The organism is Shimia biformata, from assembly GCF_016888515.1.
GTDB classification, from domain to species: Bacteria; Pseudomonadota; Alphaproteobacteria; order Rhodobacterales; family Rhodobacteraceae; genus Shimia_A; species Shimia_A biformata.
This window is the reverse complement of record NZ_JAFEJK010000001.1, coordinates 376,408-398,060: the sequence shown is the minus strand read 5'-3', so window position 1 is coordinate 398,060 and position 21,653 is coordinate 376,408. Positions and strand designations below refer to the sequence as shown.

22 protein-coding genes are annotated in these 21,653 nt (G+C 60.3%); 15 read left to right on the top strand and 7 right to left on the bottom strand.

Features of this window, described 5'->3' with window-relative positions:
• Nucleotides 1–21: 21 nt before the first annotated feature.
• The gene (locus tag JQ863_RS01825) at nucleotides 22–744 is read right to left on the bottom strand and encodes a uroporphyrinogen-III synthase (protein ID WP_204112627.1); all 723 of its coding nucleotides are present in this window, start codon (nucleotides 742–744) and stop codon (nucleotides 22–24) included.
• A 72-nt stretch (nucleotides 745–816) separates the two neighbouring features.
• Here JQ863_RS01825 and tsaD point away from each other — a divergent pair, with 72 nt between their 5' ends.
• The 5 genes from tsaD (at nucleotide 817) to JQ863_RS01800 (ending at nucleotide 4,046) form a co-directional block, all read left to right on the top strand.
• On the top strand, nucleotides 817–1,914 hold the full coding sequence (gene tsaD / locus JQ863_RS01820) for a tRNA (adenosine(37)-N6)-threonylcarbamoyltransferase complex transferase subunit TsaD (RefSeq protein ID WP_204112626.1): 1,098 nt from the start codon (nucleotides 817–819) through the stop codon (nucleotides 1,912–1,914).
• A complete protein-coding gene (locus JQ863_RS01815; RefSeq protein ID WP_204112625.1) occupies nucleotides 1,911–2,870 on the top strand; it encodes an NAD(P)H-dependent glycerol-3-phosphate dehydrogenase in 960 nt (319 codons plus the stop codon). The genes tsaD and JQ863_RS01815 overlap by 4 nt, the downstream gene beginning before the upstream one ends.
• A 3-nt stretch (nucleotides 2,871–2,873) precedes the next feature.
• The gene (locus JQ863_RS01810) at nucleotides 2,874–3,143 is read left to right on the top strand and encodes a YciI family protein (protein WP_204112624.1); all 270 of its coding nucleotides are present in this window, start codon (nucleotides 2,874–2,876) and stop codon (nucleotides 3,141–3,143) included.
• Nucleotides 3,143–3,562: an EVE domain-containing protein gene (locus tag JQ863_RS01805; RefSeq protein ID WP_204112623.1), complete on the top strand. Its 420-nt coding sequence runs from the start codon at nucleotides 3,143–3,145 to the stop codon at nucleotides 3,560–3,562. Before JQ863_RS01810 ends, JQ863_RS01805 begins: the two co-directional genes overlap by 1 nt.
• A gap of 88 nt (nucleotides 3,563–3,650) precedes the next feature.
• Nucleotides 3,651–4,046: a DUF1761 domain-containing protein gene (locus tag JQ863_RS01800; RefSeq protein WP_204112622.1), complete on the top strand. Its 396-nt coding sequence runs from the start codon at nucleotides 3,651–3,653 to the stop codon at nucleotides 4,044–4,046.
• A gap of 246 nt (nucleotides 4,047–4,292) precedes the next feature.
• Here JQ863_RS01800 and JQ863_RS01795 read toward each other — a convergent pair whose 3' ends face one another.
• The 3 genes from JQ863_RS01795 to JQ863_RS01785 form a co-directional block, all read right to left on the bottom strand.
• Nucleotides 4,293–4,634 (bottom strand): DUF2853 family protein, encoded by a 342-nt coding sequence (locus tag JQ863_RS01795; protein ID WP_204112621.1) that lies wholly within the window; start codon nucleotides 4,632–4,634, stop codon nucleotides 4,293–4,295.
• 227 nt (nucleotides 4,635–4,861) lie between these two features.
• Complete coding sequence (gene ahcY / locus JQ863_RS01790) at nucleotides 4,862–6,256, bottom strand: adenosylhomocysteinase (protein WP_204112620.1); 1,395 nt, start codon at nucleotides 6,254–6,256, stop codon at nucleotides 4,862–4,864.
• A gap of 66 nt (nucleotides 6,257–6,322) precedes the next feature.
• Complete coding sequence (locus tag JQ863_RS01785; RefSeq protein ID WP_204112619.1) at nucleotides 6,323–6,637, bottom strand: hypothetical protein; 315 nt, start codon at nucleotides 6,635–6,637, stop codon at nucleotides 6,323–6,325.
• 278 nt (nucleotides 6,638–6,915) lie between these two features.
• Between JQ863_RS01785 and JQ863_RS01780 the strand changes: the two genes are divergently transcribed.
• Nucleotides 6,916–7,500, top strand: coding sequence for an HD domain-containing protein (locus JQ863_RS01780; protein ID WP_204112618.1), 585 nt, complete (start codon nucleotides 6,916–6,918; stop codon nucleotides 7,498–7,500).
• 41 nt (nucleotides 7,501–7,541) lie between these two features.
• A complete protein-coding gene (locus JQ863_RS01775) occupies nucleotides 7,542–7,985 on the top strand; it encodes a GNAT family N-acetyltransferase (RefSeq protein WP_204112617.1) in 444 nt (147 codons plus the stop codon).
• A 46-nt stretch (nucleotides 7,986–8,031) separates the two neighbouring features.
• Here JQ863_RS01775 and JQ863_RS01770 read toward each other — a convergent pair whose 3' ends face one another.
• Nucleotides 8,032–8,586, bottom strand: a complete 555-nt coding sequence (locus JQ863_RS01770; RefSeq protein ID WP_204112616.1) for an ActR/PrrA/RegA family redox response regulator transcription factor — start codon at nucleotides 8,584–8,586, stop codon at nucleotides 8,032–8,034.
• A 78-nt stretch (nucleotides 8,587–8,664) separates the two neighbouring features.
• Complete coding sequence (locus JQ863_RS01765; protein WP_204112615.1) at nucleotides 8,665–9,291, bottom strand: SCO family protein; 627 nt, start codon at nucleotides 9,289–9,291, stop codon at nucleotides 8,665–8,667.
• Nucleotides 9,292–9,374: 83 nt separating this feature from the next.
• Between JQ863_RS01765 and regB the strand changes: the two genes are divergently transcribed.
• From regB to trxA, 8 genes are all read left to right on the top strand, one after another.
• Nucleotides 9,375–10,766, top strand: a complete 1,392-nt coding sequence (regB, locus tag JQ863_RS01760) for a sensor histidine kinase RegB (protein ID WP_204112614.1) — start codon at nucleotides 9,375–9,377, stop codon at nucleotides 10,764–10,766.
• Between the two features lie 87 nt (nucleotides 10,767–10,853).
• The gene (locus JQ863_RS01755) at nucleotides 10,854–12,374 is read left to right on the top strand and encodes a PAS-domain containing protein (RefSeq protein WP_204112613.1); all 1,521 of its coding nucleotides are present in this window, start codon (nucleotides 10,854–10,856) and stop codon (nucleotides 12,372–12,374) included.
• Nucleotides 12,375–12,422: 48 nt separating this feature from the next.
• Nucleotides 12,423–12,896 carry a tRNA (adenosine(37)-N6)-threonylcarbamoyltransferase complex ATPase subunit type 1 TsaE gene (gene tsaE / locus JQ863_RS01750; RefSeq protein ID WP_204112612.1) on the top strand — a complete coding sequence of 158 codons (474 nt, stop codon included), beginning with the start codon at nucleotides 12,423–12,425 and terminating at the stop codon, nucleotides 12,894–12,896.
• Complete coding sequence (locus JQ863_RS01745; RefSeq protein WP_204112611.1) at nucleotides 12,889–13,917, top strand: aminoglycoside phosphotransferase family protein; 1,029 nt, start codon at nucleotides 12,889–12,891, stop codon at nucleotides 13,915–13,917. The genes tsaE and JQ863_RS01745 overlap by 8 nt, the downstream gene beginning before the upstream one ends.
• A complete protein-coding gene (locus JQ863_RS01740) occupies nucleotides 13,893–14,585 on the top strand; it encodes a nucleotidyltransferase family protein (protein ID WP_204112610.1) in 693 nt (230 codons plus the stop codon). Before JQ863_RS01745 ends, JQ863_RS01740 begins: the two co-directional genes overlap by 25 nt.
• Nucleotides 14,578–17,508 (top strand): double-strand break repair protein AddB, encoded by a 2,931-nt coding sequence (gene addB / locus JQ863_RS01735; protein WP_204112609.1) that lies wholly within the window; start codon nucleotides 14,578–14,580, stop codon nucleotides 17,506–17,508. Before JQ863_RS01740 ends, addB begins: the two co-directional genes overlap by 8 nt.
• On the top strand, nucleotides 17,505–20,876 hold the full coding sequence (gene addA, locus JQ863_RS01730) for a double-strand break repair helicase AddA (RefSeq protein WP_204112608.1): 3,372 nt from the start codon (nucleotides 17,505–17,507) through the stop codon (nucleotides 20,874–20,876). Before addB ends, addA begins: the two co-directional genes overlap by 4 nt.
• 60 nt (nucleotides 20,877–20,936) lie before the next feature.
• Nucleotides 20,937–21,257 (top strand): thioredoxin, encoded by a 321-nt coding sequence (gene trxA, locus JQ863_RS01725; protein WP_204112607.1) that lies wholly within the window; start codon nucleotides 20,937–20,939, stop codon nucleotides 21,255–21,257.
• 145 nt (nucleotides 21,258–21,402) lie between these two features.
• On the opposite strand, the gene JQ863_RS01720 is transcribed toward trxA, so the two are convergent.
• The gene (locus JQ863_RS01720; protein ID WP_204112606.1) at nucleotides 21,403–21,594 is read right to left on the bottom strand and encodes a DUF1127 domain-containing protein; all 192 of its coding nucleotides are present in this window, start codon (nucleotides 21,592–21,594) and stop codon (nucleotides 21,403–21,405) included.
• Nucleotides 21,595–21,653: the final 59 nt, after the last annotated feature.

Here is a 21,653-nt window from a genome sequence, read left to right as displayed (position 1 = left end):
TCGAAACGTCTTTCCCTTAATCTAAGTGTCTGACGCCCCGCCCTCAATGCGGCACGCTGCGTCGGCAAGAAAAAACACCTGGTCCAGCATGGATTGCGCATTAGGCGCGTCTGCAACCACAAGGCACTTCATCCGGCAACCTTCTAGTTCATTGGCAATTGCGGGACTCATTGCCGCCACGAACCATGATGCGCCGGACCCTGCCTGATGAACAAAGAAATTCGCGGAATTTGGGGAAAATAGCGGCAAAATGACCGCCCCCGGTTGTTCAAGCACCTGTCTTGCCCGTTCGGTCAGCACTTCGGGGCGCTGGTCATAGACAATGCGCTCGGTGGTCGCGATTCCGGCATCGGTCAATCGCTGTGCGACGCGACCCCGGCTGTGAACCCCACGGAAATGGCACAGGGGGCCGTTGGGACAATCGGCCAGAATCCGCGCGACCAGCGCCTCGGCATCCTTTCCGGCGGACAGGCCGCTCCAACCGGCGGCGCGGGCGGCTCGGGAGGTCTCATCTCCGACGCACCATGCGGGCATCCCCGGTCGCGGTGCAGGAAGCACGCCGTTGGCCGAGGTAAAGATCGCGCCGCGCATGTCTGGGGGCATCTCAAACGGGAGTGGCGCCATGCGCAGCACTGGCGACAGGATGATCTCTCCTGAATACCCCCTGCCCTGCAACTGCTCGGCAAAACGTCGCGCCGCCGCCTCTGGGCGGGTCAGGATAATCGGGGGATGTCCAGCGTTCATATTGTGGCCGGGATTGTTTGTGCCGTCTTGTGGTGTTACCTGCCGATGAGGGCGCGCGCAACGGAAACGGGCATGTCGGATCAGATCACACTCCTTGGACTAGAAAGCAGCTGCGACGATACAGCCGCAGCGGTCCTGCGCGGCGTGCCGGGTCAGCGGGCCGAGATCCTGTCCTCGGTTGTCGCGGGTCAAACGGAACTGCACGCGCCGTTTGGCGGCGTTGTCCCCGAAATCGCCGCCCGCGCACACGCCGAAAAGCTGGACACCTGTGTCGAAGAGGCGCTCACCGAGGCCGCTCTGTCACTCAACGATATCGACGCCATCGCGGTGACGGCCGGGCCGGGGCTGATTGGCGGTGTCCTTTCGGGTGTGATGTGCGCCAAGGGCCTGGCGCTGGGTCTTGGGGTGCCGCTGATTGGCGTGAACCACCTAGCCGGGCACGCGCTGACCCCACGCCTGACGGATGGGGTGGACTTCCCCTATCTGATGCTGCTGGTTTCGGGCGGGCATTGCCAGTTCCTGATCGCCCACGGTCCCGAAGAATTCACCCGACTTGGCGGCACAATCGACGACGCGCCGGGCGAAGCCTTTGACAAGACTGCGCGGCTGCTGGGACTGCCCCAACCGGGCGGCCCCTCAGTCGAGGCCGAAGCGCGGACAGGTGATGCCAAGCGCTTCCGTTTCCCACGTCCGCTGTTGGACCGGGACGGTTGTGATATGAGCTTTTCAGGATTGAAAACAGCGATTTTACGTACTCGCGATCAACTGGTTGCCGAACATGGCGGGCTGCATGTGACCGACCGCGCAGATATCTGCGCCGGGTTCCAGGCGGCGGTGGTGGATGTTCTGTCGGAAAAAACTCGTCGTGCGCTTGGGGTCTATCTGCAGATAAACCCGGACAGTCCGACACTGGCAGTTGCCGGAGGTGTCGCGGCGAATGGGGCAATTCGGGCCGGGTTAGAGACTGTTTGCGCCGATCTCGACGTTGCATTCACTGCGCCGCCGCTGTCGCTTTGTACCGATAATGCTGCGATGATCGCTTATGCCGGGATGGAACGCTTCGCGACCGGCGGACGGGATGATATGACATTGGTGGCAAGACCGCGCTGGCCTTTGGATCAAAGCGCCCCGGCCTTGTTGGGCGGCGGTAGGAAAGGGGCCAAGGCATGAGCATTTCGGTCGTCGGGGCTGGCGCGTTTGGCACCGCTTTGGCAATCTCGCTGGCTCGGTCGGGAACACCCGTGACGCTGTGGGCGCGGGATGCTGGTGCGGCGCACCGGATGCAGGGCTCAAGGCAGAATGCGGCCCGCCTGCCGGGTATCGCCTTTCCAGACAGCTTGACCGTGACCGCTGACCTTGGCGCGGCGCTTGCCGACAACATCCTTCTTTCCGTCCCGATGCAGATGCTGCGCGATCTATTGGTCGATCACCCCGAACTGGATGGGCATTGCCTGATTGCCTGCTGCAAGGGGGTCGAACTGACCACGCTTCTTGGTCCGGTCGAGGTCATCCGCGAGGTCGCCCCGACCGCAACCCCGGCGATCCTGACGGGGCCTAGTTTTGCCGCCGATATTGCGCGGGGCTTGCCGACGGCGCTGACGCTGGCCACACCGCTAGACGAAGACGGAAGACGCATCCAAACCGATCTGCAAGCGCCGAACCTGCGCATTTATCGCACTACCGACACGATTGGTGCCGAACTGGGCGGGGCGTTGAAAAACGTCATGGCCATCGCCTGCGGCGCAGCGATCGGCGCGGGTCTGGGCGAAAGTGCCCGGGCCGCGCTGATGACCCGCGGCTATGCCGAAATGCAGCGTATGGCGCGGCGCCTTGGCGCGCGCGAGGATACCTTGGCCGGACTCTCGGGGTTCGGCGACCTTGCGCTGACCTGCACCTCGGAACTCTCTCGAAACTATCGCTTCGGCCAGTCTCTGGGCCGAGGTGACAGCTTTGACCCGGCCGTGACAGTCGAAGGGGCCGCCACCGCCCGCGCTGTGCATGACCGCGCGCGCAACATGAACATCGACATGCCGATCACCGCCGCAGTGGTTGCGCTCTTGTCCCAGAAAGTGACCGTCAAGGACGTGATGGAGATGCTTCTATCCCGACCCCAGAAAGAGGAATAACCCATGAAAACCGCTCTGATCGCCAAAGACAAACCCGGTGCGCTTGACATTCGCAAGGCCAATCGCGACGCCCACGTCGCCTATCTGAAAGCAACCGATGCCGTTGAATTGGCCGGTCCGTTCGTGGACGAAAACGGCGATATGTGCGGCTCTCTCATCATCCTCGACATGGACATGGCCGCCGCTCAGGATTGGGCTGACAACGACCCCTATAAAAAAGCGGATCTATTCGCATCGGTCGAGCTGATCGCGTGGAACAAGGTCATAGGCTGATGCGCTACTGGCTGTTCAAATCCGAACCCTCGACCTGGAGCTGGGACAACCAGGTTGCCAAGGGGGACGCCGGCGAAGAATGGGATGGCGTGCGCAATTACCAGGCGCGCAATTTCATGCGTGACATGGCGGTTGGTGATCGCGGTTTCTTCTACCACAGCCAGAAGGAAAAGGCCGTGGTCGGCATCGTTGAGGTCATCGCCGAAGCGCATCCTGACTCAACCACCGATGATGAGCGCTGGGAGTGCGTGGACATCAAGGCCGTCGCCCCCATTCCCAATCCGGTCACGCTGGATATGATCAAGGCCGACCCGCGGCTGGCCGAAATGGTGCTGGTCAAGAACTCTCGTTTGTCCGTTCAGCCGGTTACCGAAAGCGAATGGCAGGTTATCTGCACACTCGGCGGCGTCGATACCTGAACCTGTGACCGCCGACAAATATCGCTATGCCAACGCCGTTTTTCCCGGTCATACTGCCCGCATAACGCAATAGGGACAGGAGTAGGAAATGGAACTGGTAAGCGTGATTGTTGCTGCGGTGGCGTCTTTTGCATTTGGTGCGGTCTGGTACATGGTGCTGGGCGACCGCTGGATGGCCGCAGCCGGAGTTGCAAAGGGTGAAGATGGACGGCCCGCAAACGCCGCCGACAAAAGCACCTATATCATTGCCTTAATCTGCGCACTGATTGTGGCCGGTATGATGCGCCACATCTTTGGCCTCAGTGGAATTGACGGCGCGGTCAAGGGTCTGGTCGCGGGTTTTGGGATCGGTGCATTCCTGGCAACTCCGTGGCTGGTCACCAATTACACCTTTGCCGACAAACCGAGCGATCTCAAATGGATCGACGGCGGATATGCCACCTTTGGCTGTACGGTGATGGGACTGGTTCTGGGAATACTGTAACCGATACAGACTCTGGTTTCGGGAAGGCCACCGAACGCGAATGGGGGATTCGGTTAAAAAAGCCGAACCCCCCATTGCCCCACGTGCTCCCTACTCACCACACGCGTATCTTTTTAGGGTTCGGCCATCCTGACCGTTGTCCAAGACCTAGCGGAACGGGTGGCGCTGGGCAAATACCAAGTGTCTAAGATTAAAATAAAAACGCCCACCTACTGGCGGGCGCTTTCTTGCAGATCGGTGGGTTGGTCAACCGTAAACGGCTTCTTTCCCGAAATGCTTGCACAGCATGTAATAGACCACGGCACGATACTTGTTGCGCTCAGAGCGGCCATAGGTGTCAATGACCGAGTCAATGGCGGCATCCAGTTCCGGCCCATCCTTCAGACCCAACTTCTTGATCAGATAGTTGTTTTTTACCGTCTCGATCTCACCTTCCTGGGTGGCGGCCACGGTCGAGGCATCCGCGTCGTAAATCGCCGGCCCGCAGCCGATGGTGACCTTGGTCAGCAGGTCCATGTCCGGCGTCATGCCACACTTGTTTTTCAGATCATCCGCATATTGTGCAATCAGATCGTCGCGTTTACCCATTAGTTCACTCCCAAGAATTGTCGGGCCATCTGCCCTTGAATAAAATTTCAGACGTGGTCGCCTGTGTGACAACGTTAGACAACTCAACCGGCATCACAAAGGGAAAAGACACAACGCTTTCCCCACCACAACCCATGTGACCTCACGAACCCTGTCGCGTCTCTGGATCCCAACACAACAAAAAAGGCCGCCCTTTCGGACGGCCTCTTGGTGTCATCAACAGCCAATCAATAGCGGTAATGCTCGGGCTTGAACGGCCCGTCGACCGCGACGCCGATATAATCGGCCTGTTCCGGTGCAAGCTTCGACAGTTTTGCGCCAACCCGCGCCAGATGCAGCCGGGCGACCTTTTCATCCAGGTGCTTGGGCAGAACATAGACCTTGTTGTCATAGTTCTCGCCGCGGGTCCAAAGCTCGATCTGGGCCAGGGTCTGGTTGGTAAACGAGGCCGACATCACGAAGCTGGGGTGCCCGGTTGCGTTGCCAAGGTTCAGCAGGCGTCCCTCGGACAGAAGGATGATCTTGTTGCCCGAGGGCATTTCGATCATGTCGACCTGATCCTTGATGTTCGTCCACTTGTGGTTCTTCAGCGCGGCGACCTGAATTTCGTTGTCGAAATGGCCGATGTTGCCAACGATGGCCATGTTCTTCATCTTGCGCATATGCTCGATGCGGATCACGTCCTTGTTGCCGGTGGTGGTGATGAAGATGTCTGCGGTGGCAGCTTCGTCTTCCAAGGTTGTGACCTCAAAACCGTCCATTGCGGCTTGCAGCGCACAGATCGGGTCAACCTCGGTCACTTTCACACGCGCACCTGCACCGCGCAGCGATGCGGCCGAGCCCTTGCCCACATCACCGTAGCCACAAACCACGGCGACCTTGCCCGCCATCATCGTGTCGGTGGCGCGGCGAATGCCGTCGACCAGCGATTCCTTGCAGCCATACTTGTTGTCGAATTTCGACTTGGTCACGCTGTCATTGACGTTGATCGCGGGGAAAGGCAGGTGGCCCTTCTCCATCATCTGATAGAGGCGATGCACGCCGGTGGTGGTTTCCTCGGTCACACCCTTGATCATCTCGCGCTGCTTTGTGAACCAGCCCGGGCTTGCCTTCAGGCGTTTCTTGATCTGGGCAAACAGCGCCACCTCTTCTTCCGAGGTCGGAACCTCGATCAGGTTGGTCTCGCCGGCTTCGACCCGTGCGCCCATCAGGATGTACAGCGTCGCGTCGCCGCCGTCGTCCAGGATCATGTTGCAGCCGCCTTCTTCGAACATGAAGATGCGGTCGGCATAGTCCCAGTATTCTTCCAGCGTCTCACCCTTGATCGCAAAAACGGGAATCCCGGCAGCGGCAATCGCGGCGGCGGCGTGATCCTGGGTTGAGAAGATGTTGCATGACGCCCAGCGCACTTCAGCGCCCAGGGCGACCAGCGTTTCGATCAGAACGGCAGTCTGGATCGTCATATGGAGCGACCCGGCAATCCGCGCGCCCTTCAGCGGCTGGCTGTCCCCGTATTCTTCGCGCAGGGCCATCAGGCCCGGCATTTCGGTCTCGGCGATGTCCAGTTCCTTGCGACCGAACTCGGCCAAGCCGATGTCCTTGATAATATATTCTGTCGGCATGCTGGCCGTGCTCCTTCGGCAAATCGGTTTTGCCTCAGATAGCACTGGCAGAGCGGGGCGGCAATGTCAGCTTGGGCTGTCGGTTACCATTGGTGTCGGGTCGGTTTGGAACCAGTCGGTTCCCGTCGCCACCACGCAGGACACCCCGCGCGCATTGGTGACGATGACGGTAAAGGTGCCGGTGGCATCAGAGGACCAGACCTCGACCATGGTCTGTGCGCCGGATCCAGCCTGCAACCCCGCTGCAGTCAGGCTTTCGGCGAACTTCGTTTCAAGGTGGTCCACAAGCGCGTCGCGCATCGCGCAATTGGCTGCAAAAGCAGGTGGCGCGGTGGCGGCCATGCCGAACAACAAGGCGGTAGATAAGATACGTTTGAACATCTGGTGTCTCCTGCGAACAAGGGAAGGTCCGAAGGGGACACGCGGGAGGAAAACGTGCCCCCCTCGTTCCTTATGTCGTGTTGCACCGCACGGAATACAAAACACACCACTTCACGGTTCCGTCGGCAGCAGGTGAACGCGATAGAAAGAAGGGTAACGCCGAAATGTGGCAAAACCGTGGCGGTGGCTTTTTTGCGCAATGTCACGGTCCCGGCTTTTCGGGCAGGAATGATTTGGGTATCCCTTTCCGAAACAAGACATTGCACGAAGGAAAAGCCATGGCGCGCGCTTGGCAAAGGATGCTTTCGGGGCGGCGACTGGACCTGCTGGACCCGACACCGATGGATATCGAGATCGAGGACATCGCCCATGGCCTTGCCTTCGTTGCGCGCTGGAACGGCCAGACGGTCGGGGACTTTGCCTATTCCGTCGCCGAACACTCGATCCTGGTCGAAACCCTGTTTAGCCGCATGTATCCGAAAGCGCCCATGAAGTGGCGCCTGGCCGCACTGCTGCACGACGCGCCGGAATACGTGATCGGCGACATGATCTCGCCGGTCAAGGCTGCGGTGGGATCGGGGTACGGCGCGCTGGATGAACGACTGACCGCAGCGATTCACCTGCGCTTCGGCCTGCCCGCCGCCCTGCCTAAAACGGTGAAAGCGCAGATCAAGCGCGCAGACAAGATCAGCGCCTGGATGGAGGCAACCCAGATCGCGGGGTTTTCCGAGATCGAGGCCAACAAGTTTTTTGGCAAACCAAAGCCCGAAGTAATCGACGGGCTGACAATCGACCTGCGGCCACCTCTTGAAACCCGCCACGCCTTTACGTCGCGGTTTGATGCACTGATGGCGGCGTTGTGACACTTCATATCCGACGCGCCTCACGTGCCGACACGAGGGCCATGGCTGATCTTTTGAACGAGATCATCACCATCGGCGGCACCACGGCCATGACAAACCCGGTCAATTACACCGATCTGGCGAGATGGATGGACGAGGGCAGCGATCGCGTTGCCTGGCATGTCGCCGAGGACAATTCCAGCGCGCTTTTGGGGTTTCAGTGGATCGGTCCCCACCCTGACCTACCCACAGACGCCTGCGACATCGCCACATTTGCCGCGATTGGCAAAACCGGTATTGGCGTCGGTTCAGCCCTGTTTGAGACTACGAAATCCGCGGCCCGGCGTCTCGGATACAAATGGATCAACGCAAATATCCGCGCCGACAACACCGGTGGTCTGACTTATTACCAGAGCCGGGGATTCGAAGATTATGGCCGCAAAACCGATGTTACGCTCGACAACGGCCAGACCGTCGACAAGGTATTGAAACGGTTCGATCTCTGATTCAACCAGCGCTTTTTACTGGTCGCAAATACCCAATTCCGACGGTTCAGCGCGGACTGCGCTTGGCAAGGATGCGCTGAAGCGTGCGGCGGTGCATGTTTAGGCGACGCGCCGTTTCCGACACGTTGCGGTCGCACAGCTCATAGACCCGCTGGATATGCTCCCAACGCACCCGGTCGGCGCTCATGGGGTTTTCAGGAGGCGGCGGAAGTTCGTCCTCGGGACTGAGAAGCGCGTTCATGATATCGGCGGCGTCGGCGGGCTTGGACAGGTAATCCGTCGCGCCAATCTTGACTGCGGCAACCGCAGTGGCAATGGCGCCATAGCCCGTCAGGACCACGATCCGGGCGTCTTCGCGTTTCTCGCGCAGAACTTCGACCACATCCAGACCATTGCCATCCTCAAGCCGCAGATCGACCACGGCAAAGGCCGGTGGGCGCGCGGTTGCGATGGCTTTGCCGGCGGCAACGGAACCGGCGGTTTCAACCTCGAAGCCGCGCTTTTCCATGGCCTTGGCCAGACGCCTCAGAAACGGCTCGTCATCGTCCACCAGAAGCAAGGACTTGTCCGGGCCGATCTCCCTCAGCGTCTTTTCCGCCATGCATTTGTCCCCTTGTAACGAAACAGCCTTTGCCAAGTATTAGCCCGCAGGCACAAGGTGGTCAAACGCCGCGGGCAATTACATCTTGTCTACGAAACAGCCGACGGTTTTGGCCATCTGTTCCGGCGTCACGTCGCGTTTGAAATACTCGACAAACCCGTGTCCCGGCAGGGTCAGGTAGGTAAAGGTCGAATGATCGACCAGATAGAACTCATCCTCGGACGCCTGCTTGCGATAATAGGTGCGATAGGCCTGGCTTGCTGCCTTGACCTGTTCCGCCGTCCCGGTGAGACCAAGCATTCGCGGATGCAAATAGTCGGTAAACTCGGCCATGACCTCGGGAGTGTCGCGCTCGGGGTCAATGGTGATCATGACGGGCTGCACGATCTTGCCCTTGGATTCAAGGATTTCCACTGCCTCGGCATTGCGCGATACGTCCATCGGGCAGACATCGGGGCAGAAGGTATAGCCGAAATAGATCAGCGACGGCTGTTCGGACAGAACATCGGCATCGGTCACCGTTTTCCCAGTCTCATCCACCAGCTCAAACGGCCCACCAATGGCTGCGGCCCCACCTGCAACTGCGGATTGGCGACATTGGGCGAACTGGTCACCGCCATCGCCGACCTGAAGGTTGAGATATACCATCCACCCCAGGAAGACGATTACGATCAAGACAGCAAGAACGGCAATGGCGCGCAACATGGGTCCCATCCTCGGGCGTTGTTGATTGATCCTGCGGGGACACCTAACAATTGTGGCGTGACGAACAAGGGTAAAGGTGCCGCATGACTGATTTCTCGGCCGAACTTCTTTCCGGCCAGCGCCGCGGCAACTGGATCCGGTTGCGCACCATCATCCTTGTGCGCTGGATTGCGATCATCGGACAGGTTGTGGCGCTGATCGTGGCGCAGCAGGTGTTCAAGCTGAACCTGGAATACGGGCTGTGCTACCTTGCCGTCGGCATCTCGGTCAGCGGCAACCTGATCGCAAAATTCGTCTTCCCCGAGAACAAGCTTCTGTCGGAATACGAAAACTTCCTGATGATCCTGTTCGACCTGTTGCAGCTGTGTTTCCTTTTGTTCCTGACCGGAGGGCTGCACAATCCGTTCTCGATCCTTGTCGTCGGGCCTGTCACGATCTCTGCCTCGGTGCTGGCGGTGCGATCGACCGTGCTTTTGGCGTCGGTCGCCATTTTCCTGGTGACGCTAATGGTCGAGTTTCACTTTCCCCTGCGCACCGAACAGGGGTTTATCCTCAGGATTCCCGACATCTTTCTTTATGGAACATGGTGCGCAATCGTGATCGCGATCCTTTTCTCGTCGATCTACTCGCGCCGCGTCGTCAGCGAAATGGCATCCATGGCCGAAGCACTGGCCGCCACCCAGATGGCCTTGTCGCGGGAACAGAAGCTAACGGACCTCGGCGGAGTCGTGGCAGCAGCGGCGCATGAACTGGGCACGCCTCTGGCGACGATCAAGCTGACCTCGGCGGAACTGATGGAAGAATTGTCCGACGATCCCGACCTTTACGAGGACGCAGCGTTGATCCGGGAACAGGCCGACCGGTGCCGTGATATTCTGCGGTCGATGGGGCGTGCGGGCAAGGATGACCTGCACCTGCGGCAAGCCCCCCTGCCAACAGTGATCGAGGAAGCGGCCGAACCGCATCTGGATCGTGGCAAGGCTGTGCATTTCGAAACGCTTCTGTCTGAAAACAATGACGGCCAGATCCCGTCCATCCTGCGCCGCCCCGAGATCATCCACGGACTGCGCAACCTGATCCAGAACGCGGTAGATTTCGCCCGCGCCAATGTCTGGATCGAGACCGGCTGGACCGATCAGGTAATCACCATTCGCATCATGGATGACGGCAAGGGCTATCCGTCGCACCTGATCGGGCGCATCGGCGATCCGTTTGTGCGCAAGCGGCGATCGGAACGCAAACAGCGCCCCGGATACGAGGGCATGGGACTGGGTCTTTTCATTGCCAAAACTCTTCTGGAACGGTCGGGGGCCGAGCTGATCTTTGCTAACGGGTCCGACACGTTCTCACCCCGGCAAGGCACCGGCGAACGGCGCGGCGCCATCGTCGAGGTGATCTGGCCACGGGCTGAAATCGACGCCAAGTCCGGGGATCACGCGGTTGGAATGGGCGACAACCCATTGATTGATACATGACAATTTCAAAAGCTTAACCGCCTGTTAACGATTTGACCTGCTAGGATAGGGCTCGGAGCGGGTGCTGGGGTCAGGAAGGGACGGTCCATGGCATCGAACATTATTGAATACCTTGCGATTGCTGCGTTGGGATTGTCATTGGCGGTGGTGCTGACCCGGCTATTACCGATGGGAAAGCGCGCCGCCTTGCCTCCGGCCACGCCTGATCTGGACGGGTTGGAGGCATCGCATCAGGATCCCTTGATGATTTTTCGTCAGGGCATGCTGATCGCCTGTAACGCCAATGGACGTCGATATCTGGGTGATGCTGCTCTTGACCCCGACACAGCGGACTGGCCGGTGGTGTCGAAACTCCTGGGTCAGAGGTACAAGAACATCCCTGACGTTCTGGGTCTTTCACCGCAACCCGACACCGTGCATCCATCAAGCCGGGGCGACACTGCCACCGCCGTGCGGATCGAACGGTTGGAGGACCGGACAAAGGTCTTTGTTACCGCTCTCCCGGAAACACCGGAAACCCGCAAGGCCACCACCGAAATCAGCGCCGCAGCGCGACTTGCGCCCTATCCGATCTGGCGCACAAATTCGGCGGGTCAGCTGATTTGGGCCAATGACGCCTATCACTCAATGCACAATGAACTGGGGCTGGCGACTGGCACGGCCCTGGCCGCCCCAGGCGATGGCACCGGACCGACACGCACCCGCCTGGGTGAAGGAGAGACCACGCGCTGGGTGGATGTGACCGAAGTACAGGCCTATGGCGATCGGTTCTTTTTCGCCACCGATGCCGGACCCGCAGTCCGCGCCGAGATCGCCCAGCGCAACTTTGTGCAGACACTGACCAAGACATTTGCCCATCTTTCAATCGGGCTGGCGATTTTCGATCGGCACCGGCAATTGGTCCTGTTCAACCCCGCCCTGATCGACCTGACAGCGCTTCCAGCGGATTTTCTGTCAGCCCGTCCGAACCTTCTGACGTTTTTCGACCGGATGCGCGACAATCGGATCATTCCTGAGCCCAAGAACTATTCCACGTGGCGCGAACGGATTGCCGAACTGGTCGCGGCGGCCTCGGATGACCGATTCTCCGAGACATGGACCCTGCCATCCGGCCTGACCTACCGCGTTTCGGGCCGCCCCCACCCGGACGGAGCGATCGCTTTCCTTTTTGAGGATATCTCGGCCGAAATCTCGCTGACGCGCCGGTTCCGCGCTGACCTTGAGTTGGGTCAGTCGGTTCTGGATGCGGTCGATCCCGCCGTCGTGGTCTTTGCCACCAATGGCGTCCTGTCGCTGTGCAATACGGCCTATTGCACGCTTTGGGACAGTGATCCCGAAACCGGCCTTGGCGAATACGCGATCAGCGAGGCCCTGAATGTCTGGGAATCAGCCTGTCAGCCCAGTGCGATCTGGGAACGGGTGGCCGACAGCATCATGACCGACGGGGCCCGCGAACCGTGGTCTGGCCAGGTTTCACTGCGGTCCGGGCGGGTCTTGAACCTGCATCTGCGACCGGTATCCGGCGGCGCCACTGTCATCGTGTTCGAGGATGCGCCGAAAATGGGCCTCTCGCGCCCTGGCCTTGCCCGCAAAAAAGAAAGCGCCTGAGCCCCGTTCCACCTTGCAGGGGATGGGCGGCGATGCGATCATTTGCAGATGTCGCAGGCGACCGAATTTTCCCTTTCCTCCCCTGATGCCACCGCTGATCTTGCGGCGCAACTGGCGGTGCGCCTTTTGCCCGGTGACGTGGTGCTTCTGGAAGGGGATATCGGCACTGGAAAGACCCATTTTGCCCGCAGCCTGATCCAGCATCTTCTGCCCATCCCCGAGGACGTACCCTCCCCGACTTTCACACTGGTCCAGACCTATGACACCGCAGACTTTGAAATCTGGCACGCCGACCTGTATCGGCTGACGTCGCCCGATGAAGTGGTCGAACTGGGGCTTGTCGACGCGTTCGAAGATTGTCTTTGCCTGATCGAATGGCCAGATCGCCTGGCCGACCTGACCCCGGAGAACGCCCTTCTGCTACAGTTTTCACTTGGTCCGGTCGAAGGCAGCCGCACCCTGCGCGCATCCTGGAGCGACCCGAAATGGACCGCCCGACTGCAAGGCGTTTCCAATGGCTGACCGTGACGCGCTGATCCGCGCTTTCCTGGCCCGAGTTGGATGGGGCGCCGCTGCACGTCGGGAAATTGCCGGGGATGCCTCGGCCCGCCGGTATGAGCGCCTGATCGGGGACGCGGGGCAATCCGCGATACTGATGGACGCTGACCCAGCCAAAGGCGAAGACATCGACCGATTTCAGCAGGTTGCGCGCCACCTGACGTCGTTGTCCCTGTCCGCGCCTGCCATACTGGCCGCCGATTCCGTCAATGGTTTCCTTCTGTTGGAAGACCTGGGTGACGCGGTTTTTGCCCGCCTGATCGAGGCAGAACCGTCACGGGAAAAGGAGCTTTATGATGGTGCGACCGACCTTCTTTTGACGCTTCATCAACACCCCGCCCCGGAGTGGCTGGTGCGTTTTACACCACAACTGATGACGGAACAGGCCGGGTTTGCCTATTCGTGGTATATGCGCGGCGCCGTTGACGCAGACACGGCAGGCGCCGCTGAGCTTCGCGCCCTGCCCGTCCTGCACGCGCTTCTGAACTCTCATGCCGCGCAGAGCGACGTGATGATCCTGCGCGACTATCACAGCGAAAACGTAATCTGGCTGCCTGAACGAACCGATGCGGCGCGGGTTGGCCTGTTGGATTTCCAAGACGCGCTGGCGGGGCACCGGGCCTATGATCTGGTGTCATTCCTGCAGGACGTGCGACGCGATGTGACTCCCGAAGTCGCAACCTCCCAGATCGACCGCTATGCAAATGCGGCGGGGCTGGATATTGACGCGTTTTCAGCCTCTTGCGCCGTTCTGGGCCTGCAGCGCAACCTGCGGATACTTGGGGTTTTTGCCCGGTTGTCCCTTGTTGCGGGCAAGTCAGACTATATCGACCTGATCCCGCGCGTCTGGGCCCATATTGAAAGCGCGTTTGACCACCCTGCCCTTCGCCCCGCACGCGCCGAACTGATTGGCGCCCTGCCCCCGCCTTCGCCTGAAATCCTTTTGCGACTGAAAGACCAATGCCCCACGACCCCGACGCCATGATGCTGTTTGCCGCCGGGTTCGGAACCCGGATGCGGCCACTGACGGATACCGTGCCAAAGCCGTTGATCGAAGTTGGCGGCCGCGCCCTCATCGACCACACGCTGGACCTGGCCCGAGCGCTTGATCCACGGGTCATCGTTGTCAACGGCCACTACCGCGCCGCGCAGCTTGCCACGCATCTGGCCGGGTCCGGGGTAATCTTTCGCCACGAAACACCCGACATCCTTGATACTGGCGGCGGGCTGAAAGCCGCCCTGCCCGATCTGGGCGACGGCCCGGTCTATACGTCGAATACCGACGCGATCTGGTCCGGCCCGAACCCGTTCCGGGTGCTGCGTGACAATTGGGACGCCGAACGGATGGATGCGCTTTTGCTGTGTGTTCCGGTGGCCAACGCCAACTCGCACGCCGGGAATGGCGATTTCACTCTGGGCTCTAACGGCCGGCTGGCCCGCGGTCCCGGCCTGGTCTTTGGCGGCGTTCAGATCATACAGCAAGATCCGGTCATGCGAACGAACGGCACCGTCTTTTCACTCAACCGAACCTGGGATCAGATCGCCGCTGATGGCCGTCTTTTCGGGGTCAGCTATACCGGTTCGTGGTGCGATGTCGGATCGCCTGCGGGGATCGCACAAGCGGAACGGATGTTGGAGTCACCCGATGTTTGAGCCTAACGAATCCCCGCGGTTGTTCGGGCTGGCGCCCGGTGTCGATTTCCCCAAGGCATTGGTCGATGGTCTGCGCGCACGAATGGCCGGGCGCGCGCCCGAGGACATGGCCCGCGTGCGGCTAATCGTGAACACACGCCGGATGCAGCGCCGGGTCCGCGCCATTTTTGACCAAGGGCCACCTACGATCCTTCCGCGCATTCAGCTGGTCACCGATTTCGGCGCCGAGGTTCAGGCCGCCGAGCTTGCCCGCCCGGTGCCCCCTTTGCAGCGCCGTTTTGAGTTGATTGAGCTGATATCGCGCCTTCTTGACGCCGAACCTGACCTTGCTGCGCGTGCTTCGCTTTTTGATCTGGCCGACAGCCTTGCGGGGCTATTTTCTGAAATGGCCGGTGAGGGCGTCACACCCGATACAATTGCCAGTCTGGATGTGTCCGACCTTTCCGGTCATTGGCAAAGGGCGCTGCGGTTTATCGACATTGCCCGGACATTTCTTGACGCCACCGACACCGCGCCGGACGCGGAAACCCGCCAACGCAAGGTGATTGAGGCGCTGGCCGATCAATGGGCGCAGGTCCCGCCACAGGATCCGATCATCCTGGCCGGCTCGACAGGGTCGCGCGGCCAGACGATGCTGCTGATGCAGGCCATTGCACGGCTGCCGCAAGGTGCGATCGTCCTGCCCGGGTTCGACTTTGACACGCCTGACACGGTCTGGGCACGCATGGATGATGCGCTGACGGCCGAAGATCATCCGCAATTCCGGTTCCGCAAACTTGCCGATATGCTGGACACAACCCCGGCTTCTGTCCGTCCCTGGATCGAGGCGGCACCGCCTAACTCTGCGCGCAACAAGCTGGTGTCTCTGGCCCTGCGCCCAGCACCTGTAACCGATGCCTGGTTGGGTGAGGGTCCCGCCTTGCCCGATCTGGTCCCTGCGCTGGCACAGGTTACACTGCTCAAGGCACCTTCCCAGCGGGACGAGGCTTTGGCGATCGCGCTCAGACTGCGCGAGGCCGCAGAACAGGGCCAGACGGCTGCGTTAATCACACCTGATCGCATGCTGACTCGTCAGGTTTCAGCCGCTCTTGAGCAATGGAACATCCGCCCGGATGACAGCGCGGGCATGCCGCTGCAACTTAGTCCGCCGGGGCGGTTCCTGCGGCATGTTTCGACCCTGTTTCACCGCAAAATCACAGCCGAGACTTTGCTGACCCTGCTCAAGCATCCCCTGTGTCACAGCGGCACGGACCGCGCCGACCACCTGCTGAACACCCGCGATCTTGAGCTTTGGATACGTGACAAAGGCGTGGTTTACCCCGACGGTCCAACCCTGGCGGCATGGGCAGTGGGACGGAAGCGGGACGTGTCGGATTGGGTAGAGTGGATTGCAAACTGGCTGACCGCTGACACCAAGGACGTGGCAAGAACCCTGTCGGAAAGGCTGGACACCCATATTGCCGTCGCCGAACGGATTGCGCAGGGGCCCGGCGACGGGGCAGGCAGGCTTTGGGATGAAAACGCTGGCCGGGAAGCGGCCCGGTTGGTACAGGACATCGCCGAATCTGCGCCTCATGCAGGCGAGATCTCGGCACCGGATTACAGCGATTTGTTTGGCGCAGTCATGGCGGGCCGCGAAGTGCGCGACCGCGATGCCGGACATCCACATATCCTGATCTGGGGCACACTTGAAGCGCGGGTTCAGGGGGCGGACCTGGTCATTCTAGGCGGGCTGAACGAAGGGTCATGGCCGGAAACTCCGCCGCCCGACCCGTGGCTTAATCGCCAGATGCGTCACGACGCCGGGCTACTTTTGCCGGAACGTCGGATTGGCCTGTCGGCGCATGATTTCCAGCAAGCCATCGCCGCGCCCGAGGTCTGGCTAACCCGGTCCTTACGCAGCGACGAAGCCGAAACCGTGCCATCGCGCTGGCTGAACCGGATCGAGAACTTGATGTCCGGACTGCCAGGGCAGGGCGGGCAACAAGCGCTCTCGGACATGGCCGCGCGCGGCAATCATTGGCTGTCGCTTGCCCGGGCTCTGGAAGCACCAACACATGTGGCGCCGGCTCACCGCCCTTCGCCTTGCCCGCCGATTGATGCACGACCGCGCCAACTGTCGGTTACAAGGATCAAAACGCTGATCCGCGACCCTTATGCGATCTATGCCCGTGATGTCCTTCGCCTGAAACCGCTCAACAGCCTGATGAAGACGCCTGACGCGTTGCTGCGCGGGATCGTGGTGCATGACATCCTCGAAGGTTTCATTCGCCAGACTCTGGACAGCGCCGACGCTTTGACGGTTAGCCGGTTTCTGGCCATAACAGACTCTGTTCTAGCCGAAAACGTGCCCTGGCCTTCGGCTCGGGCGCTTTGGAAGGCGCGCCTGATCCGGCTGTCCGACTATTTCGTGACCTCCGAACAAAGACGGCGCCAGACTGCGGTTCCGATCGCACTTGAACGGTCTGCGACATCGGTCATCACGGCGCTTGGGTTCACTTTGACGGGCAAGGCCGATCGCATCGACCAGCGCGAAGATGGCCGGCTGATCCTTTATGATTACAAGACCGGCAACCCGCCGACTCCGAAGCAACAAAAGGATTTCGACAAGCAACTACTGCTAGAGGCGGCGATGGCGGAAAGGGGGGATTTCGACCGTATTGACCCGTCCGATGTCAGCGACGCGGTGTTCATCGGCCTTGGCAATCCGCCCAAGGACGTCGCGGCCCCACTTGATGAGATCCCTGCCACGCAGGTCTGGGAGCAGTTCGAAGCGCTGATCGGCGCATACCTGTCCGAAAACCGCGGCTTTTCGGCCCGGATCGCCATGTTCAAGGACACCGATACGTCGGACTATGACCAACTTGCCCGGTTTGGCGAATGGGACCTGACCCAATTGCCGGTAAAAGAGGTGCTGTCATGATCCTGCGCAACGATGCCACCGAAAGCCAGGTTCAAGCCGCGCGGCCCGAAGTGTCGACATGGCTTTCGGCCAATGCCGGATCGGGCAAAACGCGGGTTCTGACCGACCGGGTGGCCCGTCTGTTGCTGGCAGAGGTACTGCCACAGCATATTCTTTGCCTGACCTACACCAAGGCCGCCGCCAGCGAGATGCAGAACCGGCTTTTCCGGCGGCTTGGGGAATGGGCGATGAAGCCCGACGCGGAACTGCGCAAGGATTTGGCCGAGCTTGGCTATGAGGGCGACATTGGTGCGCAGCGGCTTGGCAAAGCACGCACGTTGTTTGCCCGCGCCATCGAAACGCCGGGTGGCTTGAAAATCCAGACGATCCACTCCTTCTGCGCCACCTTGTTGCGCCGGTTCCCACTGGAGGCCGGCGTTTCTCCACTTTTCACCGAGATGGAGGACCGCGCGGGCGAATTGCTGCGCGAGGAAATCCTTGATGACATGGCGCTGGGTGCGCAGGCCGGGCTGGTGGACGAGGTCGCGCTGCATTTCACCGGTCAAAGCCTTGTCGACCTGGCCGGACAGATCGTTGGAAAACGGGCTCTTTTCCTGTCGCCCCCGGATGAGACCGCACTGGCACAGGCGTTGTCGTTGCCCATCGGTACAACCGAATCTGACATCGCTGGTTCAGTATTCCTTGGCAGCGAACGCGCGTTGCTTGCAAATGTGATCACAGCGATGCGTGGCGGGTCGGTCACCGATCAGAAAAATGCAGACAAGCTTGCCACGATCACGCGGTTTGACTTTGGCGACCTGCCGGTTCTCGAGAGTGTCTTTTTGAGCGGGTCCGGCGCAAAAGAGCCCTTTTCCGCCAAAATAGGCTCTGTTCCAACCAAAAAGACACAGTCCGCGCTGACCAGCGATATGCCTGCGCTTGACGATCTGATGCGGCGTGTGGAAACAGCCCGCCAACAGCGTATTGCCCTCACAACCGCCCGGCGCAGCATGGCATTGCATCGGTTTGGTCATGCATTCCTGACCGAATACGAAGCCCGGAAACAGGATCGCGGCTGGTTGGATTTCGACGACCTGATCCAGCGCGCCGGGCAATTGCTGGCCAGTCCTGGCGTCGCGGAATGGGTGCTGTATCGGCTGGATGGCGGGATTGACCATATCCTTGTGGACGAGGCGCAGGATACCAGCCCGACCCAGTGGCAGGTGATCGAAAGCCTGGCGCAGGAATTCACATCCGGTACCGGCGCCCGCGACACCACCCGCACGATTTTTGTCGTCGGGGACAAGAAACAGTCAATCTACAGCTTCCAGGGCGCGGACCCTGCGGAATTCGACCGGATGCGGGCCGATTTCGCGGCCCGGCTTGAAACCATCGGCGAGCCGCTTCAGAACCGGGTTCTGGAGTATTCCTTCCGATCGTCAGAAGCGATCCTGCGTCTTGTCGATGCCTGTTTCGAAAACCGCGCACCAACAAGCTTCCCGCAAGAAATGAAGCACCGCGCCTTTCACGGCGACTTGCCGGGCAGGGTGGATATGTGGCCCGTCGTCGACACGGTTCAGGCACCAGAGGACGGGGACTGGTTCGACCCGGTCGACCGCGTGGCTGAAACCCACCACTCGGTCATCCTTGCCGAAAGGATCGCATCCGAAATCGCCCGGATGATCGCAGAAAACGAGACTATTCCGGCCCAAAAGGGGACAGACGGGCAGTATGAAATGCGTCCGGTGCAACCGGGAGATTTCCTGATACTGGTGCAACGACGCTCAACCCTGTTTCACGAGATCATTCGCGCCTGCAAGGAAGCTGGGCTACCGATAGCGGGGGCGGACCGTCTGAAGGTCGGGGGCGAATTGGCTGTCAGGGACCTGGCTGCGCTGCTGTCGTTCCTGGCGACGCCAGAAGACGATCTGTCTTTGGCCACGGCGCTCAAATCGCCGCTGTTCGGATGGTCCGAACAGGATTTGTTCACTTTGGCCCACGGACGCGGCAAGCAGTTCCTGTGGCAGGTTCTGCGGAAAAAGGCCCAGCAGCACCCGAAAACGCTTGCCATTCTCAATGACCTTTTGGCCCAAACGGACTTCCTGCGGCCCTATGACCTGATCGAACGCATCCTGACCCGGCATGACGGGCGGCGAAAACTGTTGGGGCGTCTTGGGGTCGAAGCCGAGGATGGCATCAACGCACTGTTGTCTCAGGCGCTGTCTTATGAAAAAAGCGCCGTCCCCAGCCTGACGGGGTTCCTTGTCTGGATGGAAACCGACGACATCGAGATCAAACGCCAGATGGACAGCGCCGGAAACCGTATCCGGGTGATGACGGTACATGGGGCCAAGGGGCTTGAGGCGCCGATCGTGATCCTGCCGGATACAGCGCATCGCCAGAAACGCGGCGCAGCGGCAATTGTTGGCGTTGATGGGGCGGCAGTTTGGCCCGGCTCCAAGGACGAAACTCCGCAGATTATTGAAGAGACGCGGGCCGAAGCCGCAGACCGCGATGCCGAAGAACGGCTGCGCCTGCTTTATGTTGCGCTGACACGGGCGGAAACCTGGCTGATCGTGGCGGCATCGGGCAACCTTGGGACGGATGGCACCGCCTGGTATGACATCATCGAACAAGGCATGACCGCGGCGGGCGCTGTCGAAATGGATATGCCGGGCGGGGCAGGGCGACGGCTTGAGCATGGGTCCTGGACCGGGCCAACCGTTGAAGCGGATAGCACATCAGCCGTCGTACTGCCCGAGGTGCCAGCACATTTTCGGCAGCCGGCGCCAACTCCGACGCAACAGAACAAGACCCTCAGCCCGTCGGACCTAGGGGGTGCAAAGGCGCTGGCGGGCGAAGCGGGACTGGACGAAGAGGCCGCGAAGCTACGTGGCACCTGGATTCATACTCTTTTGGAACACCTGCCAAGCTACGCGCCAAAGGACTGGGACACGGTATCGCGTACTCTTCTGTCTCTGGATGAGATCGCGCCCAAAGCTGCCGACTTGCCCGACCTTCTGGCCGAGGCATCCGGCGTTCTGACTCGGCCCGAACTTGCCAACCTGTTCCGCGAAGATACGCTTGCAGAAGTGTCCGTCACCGCCGCATTGGGAGCAAACCGCATCCACGGCACCATTGACCGGCTGGTCATAGAAGATGACCGCGTGCTTGCCGTGGATTTCAAGACAAATGCCGTGGTTCCGGGTGACCCGTTGCAAGTGCCGGGCGGGTTGTTACGGCAGATGGGAGCCTATGCTCACGCGCTGACGCAGATCTATCCCGACCGCCGGATTGATACGGCGATCCTGTGGACCAGAACCGCCGAGCTTATGCCGATACCACACGATCTTGTGACAGATGCCCTGCGCGACGCCCAGATATCTTGACCTTGGCTAGAGGTCTTCCTAGGTTCGTTCGAACCCGCTCACTCTCAGGAGAATTTCAAAATGGCAACCGTCGCTGTCACCGACGATACCTTCGACGCCGAAGTCAAGAATTCCGATGTCCCCGTTGTGGTGGACTTTTGGGCCGAATGGTGCGGCCCCTGTAAGCAAATCGGTCCGGCACTGGAAGAACTGTCGGACGAGATGGCCGGCAAGATCAAGATCGCCAAGGTCAATGTCGATGAACACCCCGGCGCCGCGGCTGCGCTTGGTGTCCGTGGCATCCCGGCGCTGTTCATCTTTAAAGATGGTCAGGTGATTTCGAACCGTGCGGGCGCGGCCCCGAAAGCTGCGCTGCAAAGCTGGATCGAAGACTCGATCTGATCCGATTACCGGATCGACTGAAAAGGGGCGTCCCATTCGGGGCGCCCTTCTTTTTTGAACGGATAGGCAGAGGAATGCCCACAAAGAAAAAGCCGCCCCGACATATCGGTGCGGCCTTTTCCTGGGAGGAGAGAGCGAAAAACGCTTAGTAGTAGTCAATACGGCGCAGGCCGATGTCTTTCAGCTGATGGTCGGTCAGACGGTCCAGCGCCAACAGGGTACGGCGGGCGTCACGACGTTCACGCAGCCAATCTGCGGTGTTCGAAAATGCGTTGACCAGACGGAGAGCCGCGACTGCTCCGAAAGGCACTTTGGTGGCGTTCAGAATATATGCCATGTGTCTTTCCTTTCAGATGGTGCGACCGACCCGATGTCGGCCAACGCGCCGCATGTAAT

What these genes read in the sequence shown, in the direction of transcription:
- JQ863_RS01825 (WP_204112627.1), bottom strand. Translation starts at nt 744, where the DNA reads ATGAACGCTGGACATCCCCCGATTATCCTGACCCGCCCAGAGGCGGCG.
- tsaD (WP_204112626.1), top strand. Translation starts at nt 817, where the DNA reads ATGTCGGATCAGATCACACTCCTTGGACTAGAAAGCAGCTGCGACGAT.
- JQ863_RS01815 (WP_204112625.1), top strand. Translation starts at nt 1,911, where the DNA reads ATGAGCATTTCGGTCGTCGGGGCTGGCGCGTTTGGCACCGCTTTGGCA.
- JQ863_RS01810 (WP_204112624.1), top strand. Translation starts at nt 2,874, where the DNA reads ATGAAAACCGCTCTGATCGCCAAAGACAAACCCGGTGCGCTTGACATT.
- JQ863_RS01805 (WP_204112623.1), top strand. Translation starts at nt 3,143, where the DNA reads ATGCGCTACTGGCTGTTCAAATCCGAACCCTCGACCTGGAGCTGGGAC.
- JQ863_RS01800 (WP_204112622.1), top strand. Translation starts at nt 3,651, where the DNA reads ATGGAACTGGTAAGCGTGATTGTTGCTGCGGTGGCGTCTTTTGCATTT.
- JQ863_RS01795 (WP_204112621.1), bottom strand. Translation starts at nt 4,634, where the DNA reads ATGGGTAAACGCGACGATCTGATTGCACAATATGCGGATGATCTGAAA.
- ahcY (WP_204112620.1), bottom strand. Translation starts at nt 6,256, where the DNA reads ATGCCGACAGAATATATTATCAAGGACATCGGCTTGGCCGAGTTCGGT.
- JQ863_RS01785 (WP_204112619.1), bottom strand. Translation starts at nt 6,637, where the DNA reads ATGTTCAAACGTATCTTATCTACCGCCTTGTTGTTCGGCATGGCCGCC.
- JQ863_RS01780 (WP_204112618.1), top strand. Translation starts at nt 6,916, where the DNA reads ATGGCGCGCGCTTGGCAAAGGATGCTTTCGGGGCGGCGACTGGACCTG.
- JQ863_RS01775 (WP_204112617.1), top strand. Translation starts at nt 7,542, where the DNA reads ATGGCTGATCTTTTGAACGAGATCATCACCATCGGCGGCACCACGGCC.
- JQ863_RS01770 (WP_204112616.1), bottom strand. Translation starts at nt 8,586, where the DNA reads ATGGCGGAAAAGACGCTGAGGGAGATCGGCCCGGACAAGTCCTTGCTT.
- JQ863_RS01765 (WP_204112615.1), bottom strand. Translation starts at nt 9,291, where the DNA reads ATGTTGCGCGCCATTGCCGTTCTTGCTGTCTTGATCGTAATCGTCTTC.
- regB (WP_204112614.1), top strand. Translation starts at nt 9,375, where the DNA reads ATGACTGATTTCTCGGCCGAACTTCTTTCCGGCCAGCGCCGCGGCAAC.
- JQ863_RS01755 (WP_204112613.1), top strand. Translation starts at nt 10,854, where the DNA reads ATGGCATCGAACATTATTGAATACCTTGCGATTGCTGCGTTGGGATTG.
- tsaE (WP_204112612.1), top strand. Translation starts at nt 12,423, where the DNA reads ATGTCGCAGGCGACCGAATTTTCCCTTTCCTCCCCTGATGCCACCGCT.
- JQ863_RS01745 (WP_204112611.1), top strand. Translation starts at nt 12,889, where the DNA reads ATGGCTGACCGTGACGCGCTGATCCGCGCTTTCCTGGCCCGAGTTGGA.
- JQ863_RS01740 (WP_204112610.1), top strand. Translation starts at nt 13,893, where the DNA reads ATGCCCCACGACCCCGACGCCATGATGCTGTTTGCCGCCGGGTTCGGA.
- addB (WP_204112609.1), top strand. Translation starts at nt 14,578, where the DNA reads ATGTTTGAGCCTAACGAATCCCCGCGGTTGTTCGGGCTGGCGCCCGGT.
- addA (WP_204112608.1), top strand. Translation starts at nt 17,505, where the DNA reads ATGATCCTGCGCAACGATGCCACCGAAAGCCAGGTTCAAGCCGCGCGG.
- trxA (WP_204112607.1), top strand. Translation starts at nt 20,937, where the DNA reads ATGGCAACCGTCGCTGTCACCGACGATACCTTCGACGCCGAAGTCAAG.
- JQ863_RS01720 (WP_204112606.1), bottom strand. Translation starts at nt 21,594, where the DNA reads ATGGCATATATTCTGAACGCCACCAAAGTGCCTTTCGGAGCAGTCGCG.